General features: G+C 44.6%; 26 protein-coding genes and 1 pseudogene. 12 read left to right on the top strand and 15 right to left on the bottom strand.

What is annotated here, in order from left to right:
- Positions 1-55: 55 nt before the first annotated feature.
- Positions 56-430 (bottom strand): RcnB family protein, encoded by a 375-nt coding sequence (locus tag ACWM1W_RS15235; RefSeq protein WP_005232837.1) that lies wholly within the window; start codon positions 428-430, stop codon positions 56-58.
- A 222-nt stretch (positions 431-652) separates the two neighbouring features.
- Positions 653-1,048, bottom strand: coding sequence for an RcnB family protein (locus ACWM1W_RS15230; protein WP_005232826.1), 396 nt, complete (start codon positions 1,046-1,048; stop codon positions 653-655).
- Between the two features lie 44 nt (positions 1,049-1,092).
- On the opposite strand from ACWM1W_RS15230, the gene ACWM1W_RS15225 reads away from it, so the two are divergent.
- A complete protein-coding gene (locus ACWM1W_RS15225; protein ID WP_034170274.1) occupies positions 1,093-1,302 on the top strand; it encodes a hypothetical protein in 210 nt (69 codons plus the stop codon).
- 53 nt (positions 1,303-1,355) lie between these two features.
- Here the strand turns inward: ACWM1W_RS15225 and ACWM1W_RS15220 are convergent, their stop codons facing one another.
- The 5 genes from ACWM1W_RS15220 to ubiG all read right to left on the bottom strand — a co-directional run bounded on the left by ACWM1W_RS15220 (position 1,356) and on the right by ubiG (position 4,551).
- Complete coding sequence (locus ACWM1W_RS15220; protein WP_004781372.1) at positions 1,356-1,511, bottom strand: hypothetical protein; 156 nt, start codon at positions 1,509-1,511, stop codon at positions 1,356-1,358.
- Between the two features lie 183 nt (positions 1,512-1,694).
- On the bottom strand, positions 1,695-2,114 hold the full coding sequence (locus ACWM1W_RS15215; protein ID WP_004781373.1) for a hypothetical protein: 420 nt from the start codon (positions 2,112-2,114) through the stop codon (positions 1,695-1,697).
- A 226-nt stretch (positions 2,115-2,340) separates the two neighbouring features.
- On the bottom strand, positions 2,341-3,087 hold the full coding sequence (locus tag ACWM1W_RS15210) for a YciK family oxidoreductase (RefSeq protein WP_005232812.1): 747 nt from the start codon (positions 3,085-3,087) through the stop codon (positions 2,341-2,343).
- A gap of 49 nt (positions 3,088-3,136) precedes the next feature.
- Complete coding sequence (locus ACWM1W_RS15205) at positions 3,137-3,826, bottom strand: HAD family hydrolase (RefSeq protein WP_005232806.1); 690 nt, start codon at positions 3,824-3,826, stop codon at positions 3,137-3,139.
- Complete coding sequence (gene ubiG / locus ACWM1W_RS15200) at positions 3,823-4,551, bottom strand: bifunctional 2-polyprenyl-6-hydroxyphenol methylase/3-demethylubiquinol 3-O-methyltransferase UbiG (RefSeq protein WP_005232805.1); 729 nt, start codon at positions 4,549-4,551, stop codon at positions 3,823-3,825. The genes ACWM1W_RS15205 and ubiG overlap by 4 nt, the downstream gene beginning before the upstream one ends.
- A 226-nt stretch (positions 4,552-4,777) precedes the next feature.
- Between ubiG and ACWM1W_RS15195 the strand changes: the two genes are divergently transcribed.
- Entirely contained in the window at positions 4,778-5,395 is a 618-nt protein-coding gene (locus ACWM1W_RS15195; RefSeq protein ID WP_005232804.1) for a thiol:disulfide interchange protein DsbA/DsbL, read from the top strand.
- Between the two features lie 99 nt (positions 5,396-5,494).
- Here ACWM1W_RS15195 and ACWM1W_RS15190 read toward each other — a convergent pair whose 3' ends face one another.
- Positions 5,495-6,124, bottom strand: coding sequence for a TetR family transcriptional regulator (locus tag ACWM1W_RS15190; protein WP_005232803.1), 630 nt, complete (start codon positions 6,122-6,124; stop codon positions 5,495-5,497).
- A 194-nt stretch (positions 6,125-6,318) separates the two neighbouring features.
- Here ACWM1W_RS15190 and rph point away from each other — a divergent pair, with 194 nt between their 5' ends.
- Together rph and ACWM1W_RS15180 are read left to right on the top strand one after the other, a co-directional pair.
- The gene (rph, locus tag ACWM1W_RS15185; protein ID WP_004781384.1) at positions 6,319-7,035 is read left to right on the top strand and encodes a ribonuclease PH; all 717 of its coding nucleotides are present in this window, start codon (positions 6,319-6,321) and stop codon (positions 7,033-7,035) included.
- Between the two features lie 149 nt (positions 7,036-7,184).
- Positions 7,185-7,307, top strand: a complete 123-nt coding sequence (locus tag ACWM1W_RS15180) for a hypothetical protein (protein ID WP_005232802.1) — start codon at positions 7,185-7,187, stop codon at positions 7,305-7,307.
- Positions 7,308-7,394: 87 nt separating this feature from the next.
- Here the strand turns inward: ACWM1W_RS15180 and nadC are convergent, their stop codons facing one another.
- Positions 7,395-8,240, bottom strand: coding sequence for a carboxylating nicotinate-nucleotide diphosphorylase (gene nadC / locus ACWM1W_RS15175; RefSeq protein WP_448765273.1), 846 nt, complete (start codon positions 8,238-8,240; stop codon positions 7,395-7,397).
- Positions 8,241-8,421: 181 nt separating this feature from the next.
- Between nadC and ampD the strand changes: the two genes are divergently transcribed.
- Complete coding sequence (gene ampD / locus ACWM1W_RS15170; protein WP_108675722.1) at positions 8,422-8,994, top strand: 1,6-anhydro-N-acetylmuramyl-L-alanine amidase AmpD; 573 nt, start codon at positions 8,422-8,424, stop codon at positions 8,992-8,994.
- A 77-nt stretch (positions 8,995-9,071) separates the two neighbouring features.
- On the top strand, positions 9,072-10,622 hold the full coding sequence (gene murJ / locus ACWM1W_RS15165; RefSeq protein ID WP_171248451.1) for a murein biosynthesis integral membrane protein MurJ: 1,551 nt from the start codon (positions 9,072-9,074) through the stop codon (positions 10,620-10,622).
- A gap of 83 nt (positions 10,623-10,705) precedes the next feature.
- Here the strand turns inward: murJ and ACWM1W_RS15160 are convergent, their stop codons facing one another.
- On the bottom strand, positions 10,706-10,864 hold the full coding sequence (locus ACWM1W_RS15160; RefSeq protein ID WP_004647174.1) for a DUF1328 domain-containing protein: 159 nt from the start codon (positions 10,862-10,864) through the stop codon (positions 10,706-10,708).
- 192 nt (positions 10,865-11,056) lie between these two features.
- Here ACWM1W_RS15160 and ACWM1W_RS15155 point away from each other — a divergent pair, with 192 nt between their 5' ends.
- Positions 11,057-11,509, top strand: coding sequence for a YcgN family cysteine cluster protein (locus tag ACWM1W_RS15155; RefSeq protein WP_004781392.1), 453 nt, complete (start codon positions 11,057-11,059; stop codon positions 11,507-11,509).
- A gap of 43 nt (positions 11,510-11,552) precedes the next feature.
- On the opposite strand, the gene ACWM1W_RS15150 is transcribed toward ACWM1W_RS15155, so the two are convergent.
- Positions 11,553-13,685: a putative bifunctional diguanylate cyclase/phosphodiesterase gene (locus tag ACWM1W_RS15150; RefSeq protein WP_175966562.1), complete on the bottom strand. Its 2,133-nt coding sequence runs from the start codon at positions 13,683-13,685 to the stop codon at positions 11,553-11,555.
- 267 nt (positions 13,686-13,952) lie between these two features.
- Between ACWM1W_RS15150 and ACWM1W_RS15145 the strand changes: the two genes are divergently transcribed.
- Positions 13,953-15,224 (top strand): replication-associated recombination protein A, encoded by a 1,272-nt coding sequence (locus tag ACWM1W_RS15145; RefSeq protein ID WP_008305874.1) that lies wholly within the window; start codon positions 13,953-13,955, stop codon positions 15,222-15,224.
- Between the two features lie 267 nt (positions 15,225-15,491).
- Here the strand turns inward: ACWM1W_RS15145 and purC are convergent, their stop codons facing one another.
- The 3 genes from purC to dapA are packed head-to-tail and all read right to left on the bottom strand — an operon-like array spanning position 15,492 to position 17,767.
- Positions 15,492-16,211 carry a phosphoribosylaminoimidazolesuccinocarboxamide synthase gene (gene purC / locus ACWM1W_RS15140; protein ID WP_004781395.1) on the bottom strand — a complete coding sequence of 240 codons (720 nt, stop codon included), beginning with the start codon at positions 16,209-16,211 and terminating at the stop codon, positions 15,492-15,494.
- Positions 16,212-16,249: 38 nt separating this feature from the next.
- Entirely contained in the window at positions 16,250-16,855 is a 606-nt protein-coding gene (locus ACWM1W_RS15135) for a hypothetical protein (protein ID WP_004781397.1), read from the bottom strand.
- A gap of 12 nt (positions 16,856-16,867) precedes the next feature.
- Positions 16,868-17,767 carry a 4-hydroxy-tetrahydrodipicolinate synthase gene (gene dapA, locus ACWM1W_RS15130; protein WP_461603279.1) on the bottom strand — a complete coding sequence of 300 codons (900 nt, stop codon included), beginning with the start codon at positions 17,765-17,767 and terminating at the stop codon, positions 16,868-16,870.
- Between the two features lie 728 nt (positions 17,768-18,495).
- Here dapA and mhpT point away from each other — a divergent pair.
- The 4 genes and pseudogenes from mhpT to ppk1 form a co-directional block, all read left to right on the top strand.
- Positions 18,496-19,683, top strand: a pseudogene (gene mhpT / locus ACWM1W_RS15125) (3-(3-hydroxy-phenyl)propionate transporter MhpT); the annotation flags it as partial.
- A gap of 250 nt (positions 19,684-19,933) precedes the next feature.
- Positions 19,934-20,563: a bifunctional nicotinamidase/pyrazinamidase gene (gene pncA / locus ACWM1W_RS15120; protein WP_448765274.1), complete on the top strand. Its 630-nt coding sequence runs from the start codon at positions 19,934-19,936 to the stop codon at positions 20,561-20,563.
- 107 nt (positions 20,564-20,670) lie between these two features.
- Positions 20,671-21,618, top strand: a complete 948-nt coding sequence (locus ACWM1W_RS15115) for a bile acid:sodium symporter family protein (protein WP_448765275.1) — start codon at positions 20,671-20,673, stop codon at positions 21,616-21,618.
- Positions 21,619-21,795: 177 nt separating this feature from the next.
- Positions 21,796-23,859, top strand: coding sequence for a polyphosphate kinase 1 (gene ppk1 / locus ACWM1W_RS15110; RefSeq protein WP_448765276.1), 2,064 nt, complete (start codon positions 21,796-21,798; stop codon positions 23,857-23,859).
- A gap of 95 nt (positions 23,860-23,954) precedes the next feature.
- On the opposite strand, the gene ACWM1W_RS15105 is transcribed toward ppk1, so the two are convergent.
- Positions 23,955-25,208: a hypothetical protein gene (locus ACWM1W_RS15105; protein ID WP_448765277.1), complete on the bottom strand. Its 1,254-nt coding sequence runs from the start codon at positions 25,206-25,208 to the stop codon at positions 23,955-23,957.
- Positions 25,209-25,270 lie beyond the last annotated feature (62 nt).

Raw genomic sequence — 25,270 nt, 5'->3', positions numbered from 1 at the left:
AAAAACACCTGAAGCGAGCTTCAGGTGTCTGCTAGAAGGGCAGAAAAGAGAATGATTAGTTGATGATTCGAACAATCTTGTCGTTACGATCGTTGACTAGCACATAGTCACCATTGATTTTGTACCATTGCTGGTTTTTACCTGCTTTCGGCAGACGGCGTGCTTCATAGCCATTGACTTCAAAACGACGGTTGTCGTACTGGTTTGGCAGTTTTTGACCTACGCGCCAGTCACGGCTTGGGTTAACCCCACGGTTGTTGTAACGACGGTCATCGCGGCGATCATCCCATTTTTTCGCGTCTTTATGATCCCAGTGCGGTGCTGATTTATGCGGTGCATAACGTGAATCATGATGCTGCGGTGCTGCCATTGCAGAAGTAGCAACCAGCGCACTAAGAGATAAGGCAATTGTAGTTAAAACTTTTTTCATGGCTCTCACCTAAAAATCTGTACATGTTTTCGATGAGATTAAATTAGCGAATAAGTGAATAGAAAGCGTGAGGCCAGTTTAGTGGAATTGTTAAGTTCATGAAGGAATTTAGGAGATTAGCCACGATTAAAAGGAAAGCTCTAAAATAAGAAAAAGCCTAAAAAGGCTCATCCGAAAAATCAAAAAGCCCAAACGAGGTTGGGCTTTGCATCAGGTTCTGAATCAGTCTCCGATGATCCGGACAATACTGTTATTTTCAGAGTTCACCAGAATGTAGTCATTGTTGACTTTGTACCATTGCTGCTTACGGTCTGGTTTAGGCAGTTTATGATCCTTATATTCGACCTTGTAGCCATTACTGCGATAATGCTGCGGCATGACATAGCCAGGCTGCCAGCGTAACTCTTGCAGACGTTTAACACCACGTTCTTCACGCATACGACGTTTATCATACTGGTCTTGGTGATCGTCATGGAACTCACGCGCTTTCTTGGCCTGATGATGACCCGGACCCCGTTCCATACGCTGTTCATCATTGAAATGAGGGGCAGCGTTTGCAACATTTGCCAGCATGAATGCACTGCAGGACATCGCCAATGCTACCAGAACCTTTTTCATGTTGAACCCTCATTCAATTGTTCATTTTCTACAGTAACTAATGTATGGAAAAATTGCAGAGAAACTGTGAAGAACTGGCTGAAGTTTTATATCAATTACAGAGAAATTATGATTATGCCATGATTTTACATAAGCTTAGGATGCACTTCAGTCAGTTGACCAGTTATGCCCAGCCCCATTGGCATTTCAGCAAAACCGGGATCAAGATGCAAGCGCAATGTCCTGAATTGTGTATCAAAACCGTCTCAAATTAGTGGAAAAAATATTCTTTTTAAACACCGGATCTTGATTTGGTCATTGCAATTTTTCAGTTCCACTGTTCCGTTAAACCCTGTAAGGACTGAATGGCTTCAGCCACAGACTCTGCCTCGACTGCATCTTCTAAAGCCAAAATCAGGGCAGTTGATAACTGCAAGTTTTCAATACGACGAATAGTTTCAGTTTTACGTTTTTGGTCTGCCATTTAATTTTCCTTCGCTTTGATTTAACTTGAAAAGCATTATAAAAATTTTATATTAATTTGGAAAACCGAATAATTTTATATTATTGATTTGTTAAAACGATTTATGTCTGTTTTTTAAAGAATTTAAGGATAAAAAAAGAGCATCATGTGTAAATGTGCTCTTTCGGGATCTAATGAACGATCTTAATAGGCATAGTTCAGATCAGTATAGTCACTTAGGGATTTCTGTACATGTGCCTGAATAAAAGTACGCACATCTTCTGCTGTCATTGCTTTGCCCTGATTGCTGATCACATGTTCAATTTCAGGCTGACCTTCGATCTTGATGCGATAGACAAAGTGTTTCGCTACCTGATAACGATCGTCCAGCTTTTCGATACCCGTCACATAATGATAGGAATGTTCAAAATTCAGATCGGTATGGGAAAAGACAAACTGGTCAAACAGTTTCAGTTTTTGACCATTTTCGAGTGCCTGAATGTCATCGACAATGCTGGCATCAAACTTCATGCCGTATTTTTCAGAGATCGGCTGCTGATCGACCAGCAGAGAGACCATGCCATCTTCCAAAGTCGTCACGGTGATGTTGTTTAAGTCAGTCATGTTGCACTCAAATAAAAATCTGTTGGCGCTAGTATAGGGGAATTTGCAGCGAACTGAATAAAGACAGTATTGTAGAAATAAGAAAGGTCTGGCTGATTCAGTCTGAAATCTGGATGAATGGGGCAGAAGAATAAGCCAGCTTTCAAATGGGTCTTATCTTTATAGAGTTTAAAAAAAACAAAAAGCCAATGCTGACATTGGCTTTTAAATAGGTGTTAATTAAAGATTAGTCCTGCGCATCAATACTTTGACCGTTCATATGCAAGCTATCTTCACCCATCAGGTACAGATAGGCTGGCATGATGGAATCCGGTGCCGGTAAGGTTTTCGGATCTTCATTCGGATAAGCCTTGGCACGCATTGCGGTACGTGTAGCACCCGGATTGATACAGTTAAAGCGGATATTCGAATTGACCCGTTCTTTGGCAAATAACTGGCTCACTGCTTCAATGGCAATTTTTGAAACTGAATAAGCGCCCCAGCATTCCCGGGCTTCGCGCCCTACACCGGAACTGGCAAAGACCACAGAAGCGTGTTTGGATTTTTCCAGCAGGGGTAACAGGGCTTGGGTAATCACAAAAGGCGCACGAAGGTTAACCGCCATGACATCATCCCAGACATTAACCGGATAATCTGCCAGTGGTACTCGCTCGCCTAAAATACCGGCATTATGCAAAATCCCGTCTAAACGGCCAAACTGGCGATCGAGCGTGTCGAGCAATAATTCATAATCACGTTCAGAGGCACTAGATAACTGTAATGGGAGAATGGCGGGTTGCGGCGCACCCAAGCTTTCAATCTCATCATAGATAACTTCAAGCTTGTTTAAGGTACGCCCGTGCAGAACTACAGTTGCTCCATGCAGAGCATAGCTGATTGCTGCTGCACGACCAATGCCATCGCCCGCACCTGTGATCAGGATGATACGATCTTTTAACAGATCGGGGCGAGGTTGATATTCTGAATACTTCATTATCTACCTCCTCATTATTATTGTTAAGTGTCTTCAGTAGTTTCAGGAATCAAGACAGGACACTTGGCTCGCTCAAGACCAGTTTTTGAATGTGCTGGTGTAACTCATTCACTGTATTCACTATATAGTCGGCTTGCCAGGCTGTTAAGTCATCTTTGTATTGCAGTGGTAAATAACCGTATGCTGCCAGTATGGTATACATCTTGGCATTGCGGCCTGCATCAATATCACGTGGATGGTCACCGACATAGATGCAGTCTTCTGCAGCCAGCTGTAACTGCTCGGCAGCCAGATACATTGGCTCCGGATCTGGCTTGGTTCGGGTCACATCTTCCGGACAGACCAGTACGGCACAGCGCTCGGTCAGGTTTAAAGCTTTGAGTAAGGCTTCGCTCAACCAGCGCGGTTTATTGGTCACGATTCCCCAAGGGATATCATTTTCCTCTAATTCTTCAAGTAGAGGATACATTCCGCTGAACAGGTCTGTATCCACAGCAATATCTGCCCCATACATATCCAGAAAACGCTGGCGATGATCCAGAAACACTGGATCTTCCAGTTGCAGTTCCGGATAGACCAATTTGACCATAGCACGTGCACCTTCTGAAACCTGGGTACGGATCAGATCAGCTTCCACCACGTCACGGCCGGCTTCACGGCACATATGCTGGATAATCCGGATAAAGTCAGCTGCGGTATCAATTAAAGTACCATCGAGGTCGAATAGAACCGCCTTCATTGGTCGGCCTCTTGCGTGCTTTCTTTAACGGTGTACACCATATAGTTTACATCGACATTCGGTGCCAGCCAGTAACGCTTGGTCAGCGGGTTATAATGCAGGCCAGTCATATCTTTCAGTTTTAAACCGGCATTACGGATGTCATGCGCCAGTTCAGACGGCTTGATGAATTTGCTGTAATCATGTGTACCTTTGGCCAGCATACGCAAGATATATTCTGCGCCAATGATCGCGAACAGATAAGATTTTGGATTACGGTTAATGGTCGAGAAGAAGACATGACCACCTGGTTTGGCCAGTTTATAACAGGCCTGAATAATAGAGGCTGGATCAGGTACATGTTCCAGCATTTCCATACAGGTCACGACATCGTATTGACCGGCTTGTTCTTCTGCGAGTTGCTCTACTGGAATCTGACGGTATTCAATATTGCTGACACCTTCCTGCTCGGCATGGATGCGTGCCACATTCAGTGGCGCTTCGCCCATATCAATGCCCAGCACCTGAGCACCACGGCGCGCCATGCTTTCTGACAGGATTCCACCGCCACAGCCTACATCCAGCACTTTCTTGCCGCTCAAGCCACCGGCATGTTCATCAATCCAGTTGAGGCGCAGGGGATTGATCATATGCAATGGGCGGAACTCGGAATGCTGATCCCACCATATAGCTGCAAATGCTTCAAACTTGGCAATTTCTTGTGGATCAACATTCAATTGCGACATCGGTGTCACCTCAATCAGTCGTGATTATTTAAAATTTAAGTTCGCCCAGAGGCGGTATAAACAGATTTAACTTCTTGTAAATCAGTAAACTTGTTTAGTGTAGCGATTCTGGAAAAAAAAGCGATAAAAGCTGTAAAAAAGTTCACAGAATAAAAACGAAACCGGCATAATTACTTTATAGTGAAGCCATAAATTAGACATAATGATTTAGAGGACGATAATCCCAATGAAAAAATTTATTTTAGGCACTGTAGCCGCATCTGTTTTGGCATTTTCTGGCAGTGCAATGGCGGCCAACTTTGTAGCAGGTCAAGACTATCAAGTCCTGGCGAATCCAGTAAAAGTTGAAAAGCCGGGGAAAATTGAAGTCCGTGAATTCTTCTGGTATGGCTGTGGTCACTGCTATTCTCTTGAACCACACATGCAAAGCTGGTTAAAAAAATTGCCTAAAGATGTACGTTTTGTACGTACCCCAGCCGCGATGAATCCGCTATGGGAACAGGCAGCTCGTGCGTATTATGTGTCTGAAGCTCTAGGTGTTCGTCAAAAAGCACATTTGCAGCTATTCCATGATATTCATGCGAAGAAACAGCCAATTCTGGAACAGGCTCAATTAGCCAAGTTCTATACCCGTTATGGTATTTCTGAAGCGAAATTTAATACCACTTATAAATCATTCCCGATTTCTTCAAAAATCGCACAGGCCAAAAATCTGGCTGCGACTTATCAGTTAAGCGGTGTACCAGCGGTAACTGTGAACGGTAAGTATGTAGTTCAGGGCGATGGTGCCAAAGTAGTTCAAGTGGTAAATTATCTGGTTGAGAAAGAGCGTAAAGCTAAATAACACCAGATCTGCATGAATCTAAAAACCTGCATCTATATGTGGGTTTTTTTATATCAGGATAAAATTGAACTGCGAAATAGATTTCACTCAGATGAGATCTCAGGCTTGAGATAAAATTCCACGAAATAACAGTTCTAACTGCTTTAGGCTTTGGGCTTTGAAGTCATTTATCCGAGTTTGTCGCAGTTCAAGAGCAGGCTGTGCCTGAAGCTGAATCCAGCCCATAGCCCAGTTTAATGCGAGAGGAACCAGAATCTGTGCCAGTGCAGTTAACTCGGCTGGAGAAGGAGATTGCTGGGTGGCTGGAATCTGTTCCAAGGTATGCCGCAAGTCTTGGGTCAGATAATGAATTTCCCGCTCAATCCCTTGTCTGAGAATATTGGAACCGCCCCAACGTTCGGCACTGACAAATGTCCAGGCTTCGGGATGAGCATCAACTGCCTGAAAAAACAGTTCGATCTTAGATGAAAGCTCATCCAGAGAAAAGTCTGCAGGTCCCAACTGATTCAGCACACCTTTGAGATGAATCGACACCTGATCCAGAAGTTCCAGTCCCAACTGATCCATATTCTGAAAGTGTCGATAAAATGCGGCAGGCACCAGTCCGACTTCATGAGTGATTTCGCGCAGGCTGATGCTGCTAAATGCATGGCCACGGCTGCTCAATGCCAAGGTAGCATCGAGGAGGGCCTGACGGCTTTGTTGCTTGCGTTCTTCACGTAAAGACATAGGGATTTTCCTTCAGCAGATCTGCAGTTTAGCAAAAAACATCTGCCCATCGCAGTAGAGCAGATGGACTGAAAAATCTATACAAGCAAGGCGTGTCCAGTGATTTTGTAAATGATCTGTCCTCTGTCCCAATCTTGGCGGAGGCTTCTGTTATACTGAGCCGCAATTATTTTTAGTCAACAGCAGGACCTATTATGCGTATCGACCAACGAGCATTAGATCAATTACGTGAAGTGAAAATTACCCGTAACTATACACGTTATGCGGAAGGTTCCGTATTGGTTGAATTTGGTCATACCAAAGTGCTGTGTACTGCCAGTGTGGACAGCTCTGTACCACGTTTCCTGAAAGGTCAGGGCCAAGGCTGGGTAACAGCAGAATACGGCATGCTGCCACGTTCAACACATACCCGTAGTGACCGTGAAGCTGCTCGCGGCAAACAAAGTGGCCGTACTCAGGAAATCCAGCGTCTGATCGGTCGTAGCCTACGTTCAATGGTCGACCTGAAAAAACTTGGTGAAAATACCATTACCATTGACTGTGACGTGATCCAGGCCGATGGTGGTACCCGTACTGCATCAATTACGGGTGCTGCAGTAGCATTGATTGATGCCATGAATGTATTGCTTGAGAAAAAGAAAATCAAACAGGACCCACTTAAGGGGCTAGTGGCAGCCATTTCTGTAGGTATTTTTAAAGATGAAGTCCTGCTGGATCTTTGCTATGAAGAAGATTCAAACTGTCAGACTGACTTGAATGTCGTGATGACCCAAGCGGGTGAATTTATTGAAATTCAAGGTACTGCTGAAGATAAGCCATTTACCCGTGAGCAATGCAATGACATGCTGGCCATGGCTGAAAAAGGGATTCAGGAACTGATCAAGAAACAGCAAGAAGCTTTGGGCTGGTAATATTTCCAGAGTTTACAAAACGCATCTTCGGATGCGTTTTTTATTATAGCTACACATTGCCTGACAAAAAATGAACAGGATCTGTCTACTGTGTAACCTCTGTTTTAAGCGATGATCTTTTAACCAAATCTCATTCAGAGGGTTATAACATGAAAATATGGTTGATGGCATTTTCAGTATTTGCTGTACTGGGTTTAACTGCCTGTGATTCGAATTCTCGTGATGAAAACCGTGATGGTGCAAATATGGAACGAGGAAGTGATACCAATTAACAGAGTAGAGGCCATTCAACCTCTATGATTTATATCCTTGAGAATAAGAAAAAGGGTGCTATGGCACCCTTTTTTATGGATAAAACTTTAACTATTAAAACGCATCGATAGGTCAATGGCTTTGACATCTTTGGTCAATACGCCCATCGAAATATAGTCTACGCCTGTACTCGCCACTTCACGTAAATTATCAATAGTGATATTGCCTGAAGCTTCCAGTTTACAGCGACCAGCCACATGTTTAACGGCATCAATCATTTGCTGCTGACTGAAATTATCCAGCATCACGATATCAGCCTCGGCTTCTAGGGCCTGATTCAGTTCATCCCAGGTTTCAACTTCCACTTCAACTGGTTTACCCGGTGCAATCTGGTGGGCCATGGCAATCGCCTGGCGAATGCCGCCGGCTGCCATAATATGATTTTCTTTAATCAAAAAGGCATCGAATAGGCCCAAACGGTGATTCTGACCACCACCGACAGCAACAGCATATTTTTGGGCAATACGTAAGCCTGGCAGCGTTTTACGGGTATCTAAGAGCTTGGTATGCAGACCGTCCAACTCTTTGACATAGGTTGCTGTTTTGGTCGCAACTGCAGACAGCGTCTGTACAAAGTTCAGGGCAGGGCGTTCTACAGTCAGTAGGCTACGTGCAGAACCGGCCAGTTTTAGAAAAGCTTCATTGGCAGCGACATGATCGCCGTCATTTTTTAGCCAGATCACTTCTACACTCGGATCATAGGCCTGAATCAGGGCATTGACCCAAGGCTGACCAGCAAGAACCATTGCTTCACGGCTAATAATCGTGGCAGTCGCCTGTTCATCTTGAGGAGTCAGCAGGGCAGTAATGTCACCATCGCCAATATCTTCGGAGAGTGCCTGTTGAATATTGATCTGAATCGACTGTTCTAGCAAAGCCTGAGATATGCTCATGAGTATTTCCGTATCTTTTTTAGCCGTGAAAAATTGTGCGTTATCTTAACACCGTTACATTAAAATGAGCGATTTTTCATACAGCCTGCCGGGATGAATTGAGATTTGCCTATGAAAGTTTTAGCATTAAGCCGGCTGCAATCCTGATATTGCAGATTTTATTTTTGTACAGGACAGTTTTATGCAACAGGCAGCTGAGTTTCAAATCCGGGACGGGCAATTGCTCGGGGCGCGCCAGATCCCTTCTCCAAATTTTAATCAGCGGCCTGAACATACCGATATCCAGTTACTGGTGATCCATAACATCAGTCTGCCGCCGTCACAGTTTGGTGGCGGCTATATTGAACAGTTTTTTCAGAACCAGCTGGACTGGTCAGTGCATCCGTATTTTCAAACTATTGAAGGCATGCAGGTGTCGGTGCATCTGCTGATTTTGCGTTCTGGTGAAGTGCTGCAGTTTGTGAATTTCAATGACCGGGCCTGGCATGCAGGTCGTTCCAGCTATCTGGCCAAAAAAGAATGTAATGATTATTCCATCGGGATTGAACTGGAAGGCAGTGATGACCTGCCGTTTGAACAGGCACAGTATGATGCCTTGGTCAAAGTTACCACCTGTTTGCAAGACTATTATCCCAAACTGCAGCAGCATATTGCCGGACATTCGGACATTGCACCGGGACGTAAAACCGATCCGGGACCGTATTTTGACTGGTGTGCTTTTCGTGCCCAGTTACAACATTATAAGAACCCATGACCCTTCAGGAAGTCATGTGATTAAGCAATGAACTTCTTTTGCAAGTTTCATTACAATAGGCCCAAATTAATTATTAGGTGAATAGGATGGCGCTTTGGCGTTCGACCGTAATTGTCAGTGCGATGACCATGTTATCGCGGGTTCTGGGATTGGTCCGGGATGTGGTTTTACTGAATGTATTCGGTGCCGGTAAAGATTTCGATACCTTCGTGGTGGCATTTCGTATTCCAAACTTTTTCAGACGGCTATTTGCAGAAGGGGCATTCTCCCAAGCCTTTATTCCGGTACTGACAGAATATAAAACCAGTCGTACCCATGCAGAAGTGCAGATCCTGATCAGCCGGGTATTTGGCTGTCTGGCTACTTTCATGACCACCCTGACCATGATTGCCATCATTGCCGCACCGGTGATCATGTATATCTATGCGCCAGGGTTCCATGGCGATGAAGCAAAGTTTGCGCTGGCTACAGACATGTTCCGCCTGACCATTCCATACCTGCTATTTATGTCACTAACGGCTTTTGCCAGCAGTATTCTGAACAGTTATGGCTCTTTCAGTACGCCAGCCTTTGCTCCGGTCTTATTGAATATTGCCATGATTGCAGGTGCGCTCTGGCTCACCCCTTTTATGGCAGAGCCGATTATGGCGCTAGGCTGGGCAGTCGTAATTGCCGGTATTTTGCAGCTGGCAATCCAGATTCCAGAATTATGGCGTAAAAACCTGTTGATTCCACCGAAAGTAGACTTCAAGCATGAAGGGGTGGATCGCATCATGAAACTGATGCTACCCGCTTTGTTTGGTGTATCGGTCACACAGATCAACCTGTTACTGAATACGGTTTGGGCTTCTTTCATGCAGGATGGTTCAGTGTCCTGGCTATATAGTGCTGAACGGATGACCGAATTACCATTGGGTCTGATTGGCGTCGCAATCGGTACCGTGATTCTGCCGTCTTTATCCACACAGCATACGGAAAAGAACCCGGAAAAATTCCGTGGCATGATGGATTGGGCAGCGAAAGTCATCGTACTGGTGGGTCTACCAGCCAGTATTGCCTTGTTCATGCTGTCAACACCGATTATTCAGGCATTATTTGAACGCGGACAATTCACTTTTGAAGATACCCAGATGACTGCCTTGGCACTGCAATGTATGAGTGGCGGTGTGATTGCCTTTATGCTGATTAAAGTCTTTGCTCCCGGCTTTTATGCCCAGCAGGATACCCGTACACCGGTACGCGTCGGTTTAATGGCAGTAGCAGCCAATGCAATTCTGAACGTGATCTTTATTGGTTTCTTTAAGCTGATTCATTGGGAAGCGGAACATATGGCGCTGGCACTGGCTTCGACCGGTTCAGCCATGGTCAATGCGGGTCTGCTGTATTTTTATCTGCATCAACGCAATATTTTCCGCTTTGGTGCACACTGGAAAAAAATCTTCCTGCAATTCATGTTTGCCAATGTGGTGATGATTGCAGCTTTGGCCTATGCACTGAGCTGGTACAATGGTGATGTATCACAGTGGATGCGTGTACTGGAAGTACTGATTTTATGTGTGGTCGGGGTAGTGGCGTATTTGGCCGCATTGGTCGCTGCTGGTTTCAGACCACGCCATATCAAACCGTAATCCATTTTGGGCGCATAAAAAACAAGAGCCAAATGGCTCTTGTTTTTTCTGTAGGAAACTTTTCCTTAAGCAAAAATCAGTCGCTAGACCTTGCCGCGAGAAAGGAAACCAACAATGGCAAGAATAACGGCAATCACCAATAAGATAATCGCGAAATCCTTAGATAAGCCTGCTACTCCACCGAAACCAAGTAGACTGGCAATTAAGGCAATCACAGCAAAAATAATAGCCCAGCGAAACATATCAATTCTCCATGTGTTTTTATTCTCAAATCCAGTATAGGAATATTCGATTTTGGGCACTGTTAGTGTTTTGTTGATGTACTGTCTCTGATTTAACAATAGTTTACGTGATATTAATAAGATTCACGTCCCTACATTTCCTTTGTTGAGACTTGGTATAATAAGCTGATTTTTACCATAGCCGTTTTGATTATGTCTGATGCCTTACGTCCATACTTCTGGAAAAAATATAGTCTCACTGAGCTGACACCAGAAGAATGGGAAGCGCTTTGTGATGGTTGTGGGCTTTGCTGCCTGATCAAGCTGGAAGATGAAGACACCCACGAAGTTGCCTATACCAAAGTGGCTTGCAAATTACTGGACTGTAAAACTGCCCGCTGTTCGGATTATCCGAACCGGCTGCAATATGTGCCCGATTGTATCCAGCTAACACCTGAGAAACTGGACACCATTCACTGGTTGCCATCAAGCTGTGCCTATCGCCGAGTTGCTGAAGGGAAAAGCCTGCCATCCTGGCATTATCTGAAGACAGGTTCACGACAAAGCGTAATTCAGGCCAAAAAATCTGCTGCTGGTCGCTGCTTAAGTGAAGTCGATATTGATGAAGATGAAATTGATGAATATATCGTACGCTGGGTGCGCTAGCTGTTAGCGCAATCCAACCTCGTCAAATGATTAAATAAAAAAATTAAGCTGCCTGTTGTAGCAGTTGCTGTGCTGAAGACCCCGACATAGGTCGGTAAAAATAAAAACCTTGTCCGATCTGGCAATCACAATTGATTAGCGTGTCCAGTTGTTCAGTATTTTCAATACCCTCGACCAGTACATCCAGAGAAATACTGGAACCAATCTGGGTAATGGCTTTGACAATGGCCAGCGCAGACGGATCATTGTTCATGCGTTCTACAAAGTTGCGATCAATCTTGATGCAGTCGACCGGATATTCCTGTAAACGGGTCAGGGAAGAATGACCGGTACCGAAGTCATCCAGAGAAATATGAATTCCATGTTTTTTTAGCAGGTTTAGTGCCCGGATCACATAATTGGCTCCGCCTTCGGATAAGCTCTGCTCGGTAATTTCCAGTTCAACCTTATGTGCAGGAATATCGAATCGGGATAGACGAGCCAGGAATTTCTCAGCATAGTCATCGCGCAGGAATTCAACTGGAGCTGCATTGATTGAAATTGGCAGTATATCCAGACCCTCGGCTTGCCAGCGGCTCATATCCTCAAAGACTTTTAGCTGCATGGTTTCACTGATGCGCGAAGCTAAATCATAGTCCTGGAAAGCAGAAAAAATATGAGAGGGTAACTGGATCTGATGCTGTTGATCCTGCCAACGCAGTAAGGCTTCGAAACCAATCACCTCACCATCAGAAAGGTGAACCTTAGGCTGATAATAAGGAATAATCTGATCCGCATGAATAATCTTGCGTGCCAGCGTCAGTTGTTTGGTCATGTTTTCCAGTGACCTGAACATCTCCTGATTAAACATGCGAATCCCGCCACGACCACTATTTTTCAGATCATTCAGGGCAATATCGGCACATTTCAGCAGGTTGGAACTATTCTGGGCATCACGCGGATAAACGGTACAACCGATACTCATACCGATACTCATACGATGGCCGACATAACTCACTGGTTGTTCCAGTTGGGCATAGGCCAGTTGTGCAGTATTAATCAGCTGGGCTTCGTTTTCCAGGTTTTTGACTAAAATAGCAAACTCATCGCCACCCAGACGGGCAACGACTATATTATTGGAGCCAAAACAGGCCTGAAAACGCTTGCCCAAGACATGCAGCAAATGGTCCCCGGCAATATGACTCAAAGTGTCATTGATATGCCGGAAATAGTCTAGGTCGATCAGGAGCAGGCCAACCATTATTTGCTGTTGCTTGGCTTTTAGCAGTACCTGTTTAAAGGTCTTATAAAAGGCATTGCGGTTATACAGTCCGGTCAGCTCATCACGCTGAATTACGGCTTTTAAACGGCTTTCAACTATTTTTTGCTGACTGACATTGCGTGAAACACACAGGATATTTTGGGGAATATTATTTTCGTCCAATACTGGAGTCAGTAAATGATCCCAGTATTGTGGGTCCTCATTCTCCGTCTGGGCTTTTTCTACAAAACGGCTATTTAAACCTTGAGCAGCCTGTTTTAAAGCGCGTTGTCCGGTTTTTTTAACTTCAGCGGGTAACAGGCTTAACCATGAATGCGGGGCAGGCTGCTGTTCAGGATCAATCCCTAACTTATGACAGGCTGACTGATTGATATGACGGATTTCGCCTTGTGGAGACATCACTTTAATACAATCGACACTGGCATCCAGCATGTTTTTTTGGGTAGAAATCACCTGAGACAGTTGTTGCTGAATCTCAAAATATTCATGGATATCGGTCAGTGATACCGACCATTGCAGCAGATGTTCTGCTGTATGCTGAAACTTGATGGCCAAGGCACACATACGGTAGCTGGAATCAGCCGATTTAATCCGGCACTGGGTATTAAAGCCTTGTTGCTGATTCAGGCCAGCATGCCATTGCTCAGAAAACGTTGGCTGATCATCTGGATGAATCAGGCTTTGCCATTCTTTAGGACCATATTCACTTAAATTGGTACCTAAATAATCCGAAAGTGCCTGATTAAAATATTCAATATTATCCTTGCCCAGCACCCAAAGCGGATGCGGCACATCATTGATCAGATCTTGTAATAATCTGGATTTTGCCTGTTGCTCATTAGAAGATTGTATCAAGGTTGAAATAAGCGAATCAGCGCATTCTGCAGTTGTTCGTCTAGATTTATTATGCTTCATGCATCCCCACCGATACCACCCAAAGAGCATCCAATCAGTTGCTCAAGTCCATTCTAATTAATATGAGATAATGTGAAATTTACAAGGTTATTAACCTGTAATTAATCATGTTCTATTTATCTACTTTTCATAAGATTAATCCATTCATTGTAAAAAAAATAGAGATTTCTTACATAAATTAAATTTTTCTCATAAATGTTTGAAATATTGGAATCAAAACTACCAGTGTTAGAATGAAAGCAGAATTTAATTTGAGCCAATAATAAGATGTCAGACAGTCATATCCCGCTTCCAGAACGCTTGCGGCCTCGCGACCTTGCAGAAATTATCGGGCAGGATCACTTGCTTGGAGAGAATGCACCTCTACGTCAGATGATTGACCAAGGGCATTTACCATCGATTATCTTCTGGGGTCCACCTGGAGTAGGTAAAACCACGATTGCCTTGCTACTTGCCCAAGCGGTGGACCGGCCATTTATCAGCCTGTCTGCACTCAATACCGGTGTGAAAGAATTGCGTGAAGTCATTGCGGAAAGTGTTGATCTGCTGACGCCTGTAGTGTTTATTGACGAGATTCACCGTTTTAATAAATCCCAGCAGGATGCACTGCTGAATGCCGTCGAAAAAGGCAAAATTACCCTGATTGGCGCGACGACGGAAAATCCATCTTTTGAAGTCAACAGTGCCTTGCTGTCACGTTGTCAGGTCTATACCTTGAATGCGCTGAGTGACGAAGCGATTCAGACTTTACTAACTCAGGCGATTCAGACTGACAAATTCCTGCAGGAACGCTATATCCAGATTGAAGAATTTGACGCCTTATTGCAGTTTGCCGCAGGGGATGCGCGTAAGGCACTCAATCTACTAGATCTGATTGCCAGTACTTTTGAGGCTGATCAGGAAAATATCATTACTAATGCGATTGTGGTCAAAGTCGCACAGCAGAATATTGCCCGTTATGACAAGTCTGGCGAGCAGCACTATGATCTGGTTTCGGCCTTCATCAAGTCGATTCGTGGTAGTGATCCGGATGCTGCCCTGTACTGGATGGCACGTATGCTGAAAGGTGGTGAAGATCCGGTCTTTATTGCCCGCCGTATGCTGATTGCGGCATCAGAAGATATTGGCAATTCCAATCCGAATGCCTTGTTGCTAGCGGGTGAATGCTTCCGCTCAGTTCAAGCGATTGGTATGCCGGAATGCCGGATTATTCTGGGACAATGTGCGGTTTACCTGGCGACCAGTGCCAAAAGTAATAGTACCTATCTCGCGATTAACAAGGCGATGGATCTGGCTGAAAAAACGGCCAATTTGCCAGTGCCTTTACATCTGCGTAATGCAACCACCAAGTTGATGAAAGAGCAGGGTTATGGAGTGAATTATCTGTATCCGCATAACTATCCGGAACATTTTGTTTTGCAAGATTACCTGCCGCCTGAGCTGAAAGGCACCAAACTGTACGAATCGGCACGTAATAAGCGTGAAGTGGAAGGCGAACGTCTGCAACAACGTCGCTGGCAGGAACAACAGCAGCAGTAAACAAAAAAAAGCCCAATTCAAGGAGAATTGGGCTGAAATAGGATGTCTTGGGGGAGATACATCCTAGAGGGTAAGGGTATAAATCTAGCCGACAACACCAGATGGATTGCATCTGCTGGGGATGTGGCTGGGATGCAGTAATATTAAGGCATGCATTGAATAATGTAAAAACGATCATTTTTATTAATAAAATTCATTTTTTCGATCATAAGATTAGACAATAAAAAACCGGGCTATTTGCCCGGTTCTTTGAAGCATTATTAGTGCTTAGATATCTTCAAGATTGATACCTAAACGTGCTGCAACTTCTTCGTACGCTTCAACCACACCGCCTAGGCCTTGACGGAAACGGTCTTTATCCAGTTTTTTCTTGGTGTCTTTATCCCATAGACGACAGCCGTCTGGAGAGAATTCGTCACCCAGTACGATACGGTCGTGGAACACACCAAATTCAAGTTTAAAGTCAACCAGAAGCATATTACCCGCTTCGAATAATGCTTTAAGCACATCGTTCACTTGGTAAGTCAGTTCTTTCATTTTTGCCAGTTGTTCAGCAGTCGCCCAACCTAAAGCAATCGCTTGAGATTCGTTCACCATTGGATCGCCTAGCGCGTCATCCTTGAAGAACAATTCGAATGTTGGAGGCGTTAACTCTTTACCTTCTTCTACACCAAGACGACGGCATAAAGAACCCGCAGCATAGTTACGTACTACACATTCTACTGGAATCATTTTAAGTTTTTTCACCAGCACTTCAGTCGGTGTCAGCAGTTTCTCAAAATGAGTTTCAATACCAGCAGCAGCCAGCTTTTCCATGATGAAGGCGTTAAAACGGTTATTCACCTTACCTTTACGATCCAGTTGTTCGATTTTTTCGCCATTGAATGCGGACGCATCGTCACGAAAAACTAAAATCAGGTGGTCTTCACTGTCCGTGGTATAGACAGATTTCGCTTTACCAGTATAGAGCAAGGTTTGTTTTAACATGAGGGAACCTTCTACAAAAAAAAATGCCTAGAAAATGTCTAGGCTGGCCAATTTTGGTAAATCTGGTTTAACAGTTCTGCTGCTTTTTCGCGGTCGGCAAAACTGTTATCGGGATTAAACACAGCCAGGGTGTTACTCGAACCTGCGGGAGAGAGTCTTAAAACATAGGTTTGCTGATCGACCTGAATCGCTACTTCATAACGATCTTTATTTTGACCAACGATAGAATGGTTAAGGCTGCTAAGCGTGGCAAGAGTGTATTGCCATATTGTAGCAGCATTTCCATCAATTTTGAGCAGTGGATTTTGATTTCCGTCAGTGACTAATTGCGGCTTTCCCGAAAAATTTTCTTGAGTTTCATCTGCTTGAGTTGAATTTACTGGCTGTGCAGTAGGACGTGGCATCGCAAAGCGGTTACCACGCTGATTTTCAAGCTTTGGTGCATTTTCCAGGGCAAGCGGATCTACGGTCGGAGCAGGGTACAAAGGCGTTGCAGGACGAACCATTGACCCTTCAGGATATTGTAATGGTTGCAGCGTGGTTGTCTCTTTATAGTCCAAGGTACCGTTTTTAAAGGCCATTGAACTACAACCTGCTAAACTGAATACTGAAAGTGCCAGGGTAAGTCCTAAACGTAATTGCATAATCGTTGCTCTTTATTTAATGACGCTCGCTTCTACAAGTGCCTCATGAAGCGGAGCGCGATATTGTTCTGCAAGTGGTGTTAATGGAAGGCGAATACCTGTACCAATTAAGCCCATATCATGGAGAGCCCATTTCACAGGAATTGGGTTTGATTCGCAAAATAGAATATTGTGTAAATTTGCAACCTGAGTATTGAGCTCTTCAGCACCTGCCGCATCGCCTGCAATGGCTGCAGCACATACTTCACTCATGACTTTTGGTGCAACGTTAGCAGTCACAGAGATATTACCTTTGGCACCATGACCCATTAACTCATAGGCAGTTGCATCATCACCTGAGTAAACAGTCATGTTTTTGCCTGTCAGACCTTCAATCAGGGCAGCACCACGGGCTACATCACCTGTTGCATCTTTAATGCCCACGATCTGTGGAATATCTGCCAGACGGATCACGGTTTCGTTGGCCATATCTACGCCAGTACGACCTGGAACGTTATAAAGAATTTGAGGTAGGTCAACCGCTTCAGCAATCGCTTTATAATGCTGGTATAGACCTTCCTGAGTCGGTTTGTTGTAGTAAGGAGTAACCAGCAGGGCAGCATCAGCGCCAAGTTCTTTGGCTTCCTGAGTCAGCTCGATTGCTTCACGAGTCGAGTTTGCGCCTGTACCGGCAATGATAGGAATACGTTTGTTGGCAACACGAATGATTTCTTTGATCACTTGAGTGTGCTCGCTCATGCTGAGCGTTGATGCTTCACCAGTAGTACCAACCGCGACGATACTGTTAGTGCCTTCTGCAATATGCCACTCAACCAGCTTCTCGAGACCCTTCCAATCTACGCTGCCATCTTCAAACATGGGGGTGACGATTGCGACAATGGAACCCTGAATGGTCTGTGCTTGCTGAGTCATTTTAAAAAACTATCCTATTTGTCCATCCGAAGAGAATGAGAAAACATATTTGGGATGGGTTTGTATTTTGATTTGTAGCAAATTCAATAGATTTGCACTGAATTGAATATTGCTTATGCAAATTATGACTGATCAAACGCATAAGAACAATATGCTTTAGTAAAAGCCACTGAATTCTTTATACAAAGCCTCTAGGCAACAATCAAGTTTTAATCGTTATGATTTTTTGCTGTCCAAATCATCCTTTATCCTCCAGCAGTATGAAAGCTAATGAATTCATTTTTTCAGTAAAAAATACACAGAATAAGTCACTTAAGTGAATTAGATAGATTTAGAAAACATTCTTTTATGGCGTTTTAGGGGAATATTAATATTTATATTCGATGAATTAAGAGCTAAAATATATCCAATAATAAATCTCATTTATGATGAATAAAAAGCAAAAATGCCTGAACTAATCTTTTTTTCGTATTAGTGATCGGCCCCGAATTTTTCTCACTGTTGAATTTCCGGATTTGATGTATAAGTCTAAATCCAAAAATACTGGGATTTTAATACTTCTCATTAATTGCTTTTTTGACTTTATCGAACAGCATCTTAAAGTCATTAATTTTCTGGATTTTTCAGTATATCCGAGCAAATTGTTCAACTTATTGGTAGTTAATTCTCTTTAGCGGCTCATAGATGATGGCCTCTCTTTTGAACGCTGATTGAACAAGGATATTCCAATGGAAAAATCAGACAATAAGCACGCGATCATCACGGTAGGGATCTGCTTTCTGATCGCTGTGATTGAAGGCCTGGATATTCAGGCTGCCGGGATTGCCGCTGCTGGTATTCGTGAGCACTTTGGTCTTGATAGCTCACAATTGGGTGTGTTTTTTAGTGCAGGGCTTCTGGGCCTATTGCCTGGTGCACTGGTCGGTGGTCGATTTGCGGACCGTATTGGTCGTAAGAAAGTTTTAATCTGGTCAACCGTAATTTTTGCACTATTTACCTTATGTACCGTGTGGGTGAACAGTTTCCACAGTTTGCTGGCAGTTCGTTTTCTGGCGAGTGCGGGTCTTGGCGGTGCAATGCCAATCTTAATCACGCTGGCTTCTGAAGCCGTGGCTCCACAAAACCGTGGACGTGCCGTGGGCCTGATGTACTGTGGTATGCCAGTGGGTGCTGCAATCTTGTCTTTAATCGCAGCACCTGAATTCGGTGCAAACTGGAAAAATGTTTTTTACTTGGGTGGTTTATTGCCCATCATTGAGATTCCTCTGATGATGGTGTGTCTGCCTGAATCTAAAGAATACATAAAGGCACAAAACAAGACAGCCGCAGAACGTGCAGCATCTCCTCAGGGTTCATTCAAGGATTTGTTTAACTCTGACAACCTACTTCGTACGCTTTGCATCTGGGTGAGCTACTTCTTCACCCTGATGGTGGTGTACATCATGTTGAGCTGGTTGCCTTCACTCTTTATGGAGCTGGGCTTCACCCGTAAAGATGGTTCAACTGCACAGTTCTATTTCATGGTGACTGCAACGATTGGTACCGTGATTCTGGGTATGCTGACGGATCGTCTGAAAAAAGCGTATGTCATTCTGTTGATGTACGGCGGTATCCTGGCGGGTTTATTAGCGTTGAACGGTGCAAGCTCACTTGAACAGATGTACATGGCCGCAGCATTGGCAGGTGCCTTCGTGATTGGTTGTCAGGGCGTACTCTATGCCTTTGGTAGTATCGTTTACCCGACTGAAGTACGTGGTACAGGGGTAGGTGTTGCTTCTGCAGTTGGTCATATCGGTGCCATGCTTGGCCCTGCAATTGCGGGTCAGCTACTGACAGCAGGCTTCGGTGCAGCAGGGGTGATCTCGGCAGCGATTCCATGTATCGTAATCTCTGCGGTATGTATGCTGTTCCTGGTCAGCCTACCAAAGTTTAAAAATAAAAAGATGAATATCCAAAAAGCCTGCACTGATGCAGGCTTTTTATTTTCTAGTATCAGTTCAGCTAAAGACAAATTCTTTCTATGTTTTGCAGAGCAATAGCTTTTACAGTTAACTCATCATGAGTTTTATCAGAACGCAGAGTCATTCTATTTTTACCTAAAGGACTAAAAATTTTCTTTAGTTTTAGGCTATGCTTGGATGCAAACTCAGATTTCAAGGGATGAAAATGATGCAGAATGCAGCGCTGATTGTGGTGGATGTACAAAAAGGATTTACCCCGGGCGGGAATCTGGCTGTTACTAATGCCGATCAGATTATTCCGAATATCAACCGATTGGGGCAGTATTTTCAGAATATTGTACTGACTCAAGATTGGCATCCGGCAGAGCATATTTCCTTTGCAGACAATCATCCTGCTCAAGCAGCCTATGACACGATTCAGCTGAATTATGGTTCTCAGGTCCTTTGGCCGAGTCATTGTGTACAAGGGACTGAGGATGCTGAATTTCATCCGGAGTTGAACCTTCCGCAAGCCCAACTGATTATCCGCAAAGGCTTTCATCAAAATATCGACAGTTACTCCGCCTTTATGGAAGCTGATCAAAAAACCAGTACCGGTCTGGCCGGCTATTTACGTGAGCGTGGCATTGATACCGTATTTGTCGTGGGTATTGCGACTGATTTTTGTGTGGCCTGGACCGCGATGGATGCCTGTAAACTCGGCTTTAAGGCCTATGTCATTGCGGATGCTACCAAAGGCATAGACCTGAATGGTTCGCTACAACATGCTTGGCAGGACATGCTGGCACAGGGTGTAAAACGGATTTATCTGAAAGATATTATTAATGCCGCCTAAGCGCTGACTTAAGGCGATTAGGGCCATTTGCCATTATGCAATGGTTTGTTTACTTTGAGGCATCCACAGATGCCTTGATTTCTTTTTCATGACCCCTGGATTTTCCCATGTCAGCACTTCTTCAATTTAGCCAGTTTGTCCAAAAGACTTTTGCTCTGTGGGTCATTCTATTTTCTGCCATTGCTCTGATGCTGCCCGATCTTTTCGTCTGGTTACGTGCATACATTCCCTGGATGTTGGGTCTGATCATGTTTGGTATGGGCATGACCATGACGCCAGGCGATTTTAAAAGTATCTTGCAAAGTCCTAAGGCCGTCGCGATTGGGGTCGTGGCTCAGTTTATGGTGATGCCAGGGTTAGCCTTTTTGCTCTGTCAGCTATTCCAGCTTCCGGCTGAAATTGCGATTGGTGTAATTCTGGTGGGCTGCTGTCCAGGCGGCACCGCATCCAATGTGATTACCTATATGGCCAAAGGTAATACGGCCTTGTCTGTGGCGTGTACTTCGGTATCAACTTTATTGGCACCGCTTTTGACTCCGGCAATTTTTTATCTGCTGGCCAGCCAATGGATTGAAATTAATGCCTTGTCCATGCTGATTTCGATTCTGCAAGTGGTGCTGTTTCCAATCATTTTAGGTTTGATTATCCGCGCCCTTCTAAAAACCAAGGTAGAAGGCTATATCCAAGTAATGCCAGTAATTTCAGTGATTGCCATTGTCGCAATTGTGGCGGCAATTATTGCCGGCAGCAAAACCCAGATTCTGGAATCTGGTTTAATGATTTTAGGGCTTGTGGCTTTACACAATGGGATGGGCTATTTACTGGGTTATTGGGCCAGCCGAATATTTAAGTTAGTAGAAATCGATTGTCGCGCGGTTTCGATTGAAGTGGGAATGCAGAATTCCGGTTTAGGGGTGGCTTTGGCTGCGACCCATTTTGCCGCGTCTCCCATTACTGCGGTTCCAAGTGCCATTTTCAGCCTATGGCATAATATTTCAGGACCTGCTTTAGCCACTTATTGGGCTGCCAGACAAACTGAAAAAACGGACACTTAATTGCAGTTTGATGACGGTGCCCAACGAGCCATAGCATGATTTTTTATACGGTGAAAAATTAAAATATTAATTTATATGGATTTATCGAGCTTTGTAACATAAGTGTCATGAAGTCTGCCTAAGATCGCCCCTCAATGATGTGAAACAACAGACTGTGATCAGCAGCATTGAGAGGGCATGGAACAATTTCAGCATTCGTCAGCGACCTATTTTAATCGGGAACTTTCCTTATTTGAATTTCAGCGTCGTGTCTTGGCACAAGCACTCGATCCGAATTTACCGATTTTAGAGCGCTTAAACTTCCTGATTATTTTTTCCCGTAACCTGGATGAGTTTTTTGAAATCAGGATTGCCGGGCTGATGAAACAGCAAGATCTGAATGCGACTACCCGGACGCCTGATGCTGTACCCACCGAGCTGATTCTACAAGAACTGTCCCAGTCCATTCATGCCACAGTGAACAAACAGTATGAGGTTCTGAATCATGCAATTTTGCCTGAACTCCAGGCGCAGGGGATTCAGTTTCTTCAATACCAGGATCTTCTGGAAAAACATAAGGCCTGGATTGCAGCCTTTTTTGCCAAAGAAGTGCAACCGGTACTGACCCCGATCAGTCTGGATCCTTCACATCCTTTTCCACGTTTGGTGAATAAAAGTCTGAACTTTATTATCAGCCTGGAAGGTAAAGATGCCTTTGGCCGTGAAATCGAGATGGCGATTGTGCCGGCACCACGTTCCTTAGCGTGCCTGATTAAAATTCCGGAAGACGTTGCCGGAAACAATACCACCCAGATTTTTCTGACCGCAATCATCCAGCAGCATATCAGTGATTTGTTTCCAGGCATGAAAGCGACCGGATGTTATGCCTTTCGGGTCACCCGCAATGCCGATCTGGTATTGTCGGAAGATGTCGATGATCTGGCGGTGGCTTTAAAAGACGAACTGTGTTCGCGCCGCTTTGGGCGTGCAGTACGTCTGGAAATTGAAAATGACTCTCCACAGAACATCATCGACTATTTGCTAGATGAATTTGATCTGACGGAACAGGAGCTGTACCGGATTGATGGACCGATCAATTTGTCCCGCCTGAGTACCAGCTTTGAGCGTCCGGAATTAAAGTATCCGCATTTTAGTCCGGTCATTCCGAAAATTTTCCGTAAACAGAAAAGTATTTTTGAAATTTTAAAGGCACAGGATGTGCTGCTGCATCATCCTTTTGATTCATTCCAGCCGGTGATTACTTTACTGCGCGAAGCGGCCAAGGACCCGGCGGTGCTGGCGATCAAGCAGACGCTATACCGCAGTGGTCCGGATTCGGAAATTGTTCAGGTGCTGGCAGAAGCCGCACGGAATGGCAAGGAAGTCACGGCCGTGATTGAATTGCGGGCGCGTTTCGATGAAGAATCCAATATTATGGTGGCCAATATCCTGCAAGAAGCCGGGGCAGTGGTGGTCTATGGCATCGTCGGTTATAAGACCCATGCCAAAATGATTCTGATCGTCCGGCGTGAAAATCAGGAACTACTGCGTTATGCGCATCTAGGTACCGGAAACTATCATGCCGGGAATGCCCGTATGTATACTGATTATGGCCTGATGACCACACAGCCGGATATCTGTGAAGATGTGCACCGCATGTTCCAGGAACTGACTGGTATGGGGAAAATGGCCAAACTGAAAGCCTTGCTGCATGCACCGTTTACCCTGCATAGCGAATTGCTGAAACTGATTGAACAGGAAAAGGCATTTGCCCTGGCCGGCAGAGCCGCGCATATCATCATTAAAGTGAATGCGTTGACTGAACCGCAATTGATTGCTGCCCTCTATCAGGCGTCACAGGCTGGGGTAAAAATTGACCTGATTGTGCGTTCAATCTGCTGTCTGATTCCACAAGTTACCGGTATGTCTGAAAATATCCAGGTCCGTTCAATCGTAGGACGTTTCCTGGAACATACCCGGGTTTATTATTTTGAGCATGGCGGCGCCAAGAAACTGTATTGTGCCAGTGCCGACTGGATGGGGCGCAACCTGTTTTCCAGGGTCGAAACCTGTTTCCCGGTGCTGGATCCAGAGCTGAAAAAACGGATTTATAAAGATGGCCTAATCGGCTATTTAAAAGATTGTCAAAATGCATGGGAATTAGATGCCGATGGTCAATGGCATAAAGTCCCTTGTCAGGATCCGGCCCAGCCTTATAATGCCCAGCAATATCTGCTGGAACAAAAACAGTTAAAAATTTAAAGGGTAGTCCAAGACACGCTGGCGTATTTGTTTTGTACCCATCAAAAAGCCGGATATTGGATCCGGCTTTTTTTAATTGCAACATTCAGGGATATTTATGAGGCTTTGGATTGTTTGGATTTTAGAATTTCGGTTCTAAAAGTCTGTGCCAGCTCGGCGCTTTCAGCATCCATCCCATTCACCACAAAAGCATGACGGGTCAGGACATTGGTCGGATTTGGCATGCTGACCAGCTCAAAGTGGTCCGCGATTTGTTTCAACAGGGCATTAGGAACATGCAGTGCACTTTCCTTAGCGACCAGTTGCTGAACCAGACGTTCTGCGGCTTGAACTGAATTGAGCTGCATTTCTTCAACAGCTGAAGAAATCGCACTACGTGTCTGCAGGACAAAACGTTTTTCTTCACGATAACGCTTATACAGGACTTCCGAAAGTAACTGGAATACTGAACTGATCATGGTCAGACAGATAAGGGCATCTGGCTTGTCTGCCGCAATACTGATACTGGCACCTTTTTCATCAAACTTGTGCACGGTACAAATATCCGTGCTGTTCAGTTTGTAGTGCTGGATGCACAGTTCAGTGGCTTTGTTCAGGAAAATTTGGCACAAATTGAAATAAGGAACCGATACCGTTTTATTCACACTATCCAGCAACTGTTTTGGATCATAGAACTGAATGTTCAAGCTCAGGCTATCGGTATCCAGTACCACCGGTTTGCTGTCTTTTTCTTTCGGTTTGTTTTTCAGAGCTTGCTGTGCCTGGGCAATGGCGAGGGCGGCATTATGCTTTTCCTGTTCCAATGCCTGAGTCAAAGTCTGAATCTCGAATTTCAGTCGCGATTCATTATTGATACGTGCCAGATACTCGGTACGGCTTGGACGCGCTACCGCACGATAACCGACCCAAAGCAGACCATGAATAATAAAAGAGAACAGAATGGCAAGCCATTGAGTCCGCAGAATTTCACCAATACTTGGCTCAATCAGGGTGATTTCAATCACACCGACTTTTTTCTCGTTTTGTAGGGCATCACGGACAAAAACTTCCCCATCACGGGTCTTGGTCAGCCCACCAGTAGCTAAAACCTGACCCTTCGCATCCAGGATGCGAATTGAAGCAACGCTTGGGTTAGTCGCATAACGGTTGGCCAGAAGTGCCAGAGAAACGCGGTTCGCCGGTTCAAGCTCCGCCAGGCTGTCTGTGACCAGTTGGCTCGTCATGAGCTGTCCCTGGTTGGCACGGTTATCATTCAGTTGGTGAGTCGTTGCCAATACCAGTAAAAAGGTATGCAGAGCAAAACTTACAATCAGTAGGCTAGCAAATAGCCCTTGTCTAGGCGCATTCAACGTAAACTTCCAAGGCAATTCTGTTCAATTTCGATTATGATTCTAACAATAGTTGTAGCTCA

This window comes from Acinetobacter sp. TW_SC_4, from assembly GCF_054861205.1.
This window is presented reverse-complemented; position numbering and strand designations above follow the sequence as displayed.

Coding starts and splice junctions, on each gene's coding strand:
- ACWM1W_RS15235 (WP_005232837.1), bottom strand. CDS start 430: ATGAAAAAAGTTTTAACTACAATTGCCTTATCTCTTAGTGCGCTGGTT.
- ACWM1W_RS15230 (WP_005232826.1), bottom strand. CDS start 1,048: ATGAAAAAGGTTCTGGTAGCATTGGCGATGTCCTGCAGTGCATTCATG.
- ACWM1W_RS15225 (WP_034170274.1), top strand. CDS start 1,093: ATGGAAAAATTGCAGAGAAACTGTGAAGAACTGGCTGAAGTTTTATAT.
- ACWM1W_RS15220 (WP_004781372.1), bottom strand. CDS start 1,511: ATGGCAGACCAAAAACGTAAAACTGAAACTATTCGTCGTATTGAAAAC.
- ACWM1W_RS15215 (WP_004781373.1), bottom strand. CDS start 2,114: ATGACTGACTTAAACAACATCACCGTGACGACTTTGGAAGATGGCATG.
- ACWM1W_RS15210 (WP_005232812.1), bottom strand. CDS start 3,087: ATGAAGTATTCAGAATATCAACCTCGCCCCGATCTGTTAAAAGATCGT.
- ACWM1W_RS15205 (WP_005232806.1), bottom strand. CDS start 3,826: ATGAAGGCGGTTCTATTCGACCTCGATGGTACTTTAATTGATACCGCA.
- ubiG (WP_005232805.1), bottom strand. CDS start 4,551: ATGTCGCAATTGAATGTTGATCCACAAGAAATTGCCAAGTTTGAAGCA.
- ACWM1W_RS15195 (WP_005232804.1), top strand. CDS start 4,778: ATGAAAAAATTTATTTTAGGCACTGTAGCCGCATCTGTTTTGGCATTT.
- ACWM1W_RS15190 (WP_005232803.1), bottom strand. CDS start 6,124: ATGTCTTTACGTGAAGAACGCAAGCAACAAAGCCGTCAGGCCCTCCTC.
- rph (WP_004781384.1), top strand. CDS start 6,319: ATGCGTATCGACCAACGAGCATTAGATCAATTACGTGAAGTGAAAATT.
- ACWM1W_RS15180 (WP_005232802.1), top strand. CDS start 7,185: ATGAAAATATGGTTGATGGCATTTTCAGTATTTGCTGTACTGGGTTTA.
- nadC (WP_448765273.1), bottom strand. CDS start 8,240: ATGAGCATATCTCAGGCTTTGCTAGAACAGTCGATTCAGATCAATATT.
- ampD (WP_108675722.1), top strand. CDS start 8,422: ATGCAACAGGCAGCTGAGTTTCAAATCCGGGACGGGCAATTGCTCGGG.
- ACWM1W_RS15160 (WP_004647174.1), bottom strand. CDS start 10,864: ATGTTTCGCTGGGCTATTATTTTTGCTGTGATTGCCTTAATTGCCAGT.
- ACWM1W_RS15155 (WP_004781392.1), top strand. CDS start 11,057: ATGTCTGATGCCTTACGTCCATACTTCTGGAAAAAATATAGTCTCACT.
- ACWM1W_RS15150 (WP_175966562.1), bottom strand. CDS start 13,685: ATGAAGCATAATAAATCTAGACGAACAACTGCAGAATGCGCTGATTCG.
- ACWM1W_RS15145 (WP_008305874.1), top strand. CDS start 13,953: ATGTCAGACAGTCATATCCCGCTTCCAGAACGCTTGCGGCCTCGCGAC.
- purC (WP_004781395.1), bottom strand. CDS start 16,211: ATGTTAAAACAAACCTTGCTCTATACTGGTAAAGCGAAATCTGTCTAT.
- ACWM1W_RS15135 (WP_004781397.1), bottom strand. CDS start 16,855: ATGCAATTACGTTTAGGACTTACCCTGGCACTTTCAGTATTCAGTTTA.
- dapA (WP_461603279.1), bottom strand. CDS start 17,767: ATGACTCAGCAAGCACAGACCATTCAGGGTTCCATTGTCGCAATCGTC.
- pncA (WP_448765274.1), top strand. CDS start 19,934: ATGATGCAGAATGCAGCGCTGATTGTGGTGGATGTACAAAAAGGATTT.
- ACWM1W_RS15115 (WP_448765275.1), top strand. CDS start 20,671: ATGTCAGCACTTCTTCAATTTAGCCAGTTTGTCCAAAAGACTTTTGCT.
- ppk1 (WP_448765276.1), top strand. CDS start 21,796: ATGGAACAATTTCAGCATTCGTCAGCGACCTATTTTAATCGGGAACTT.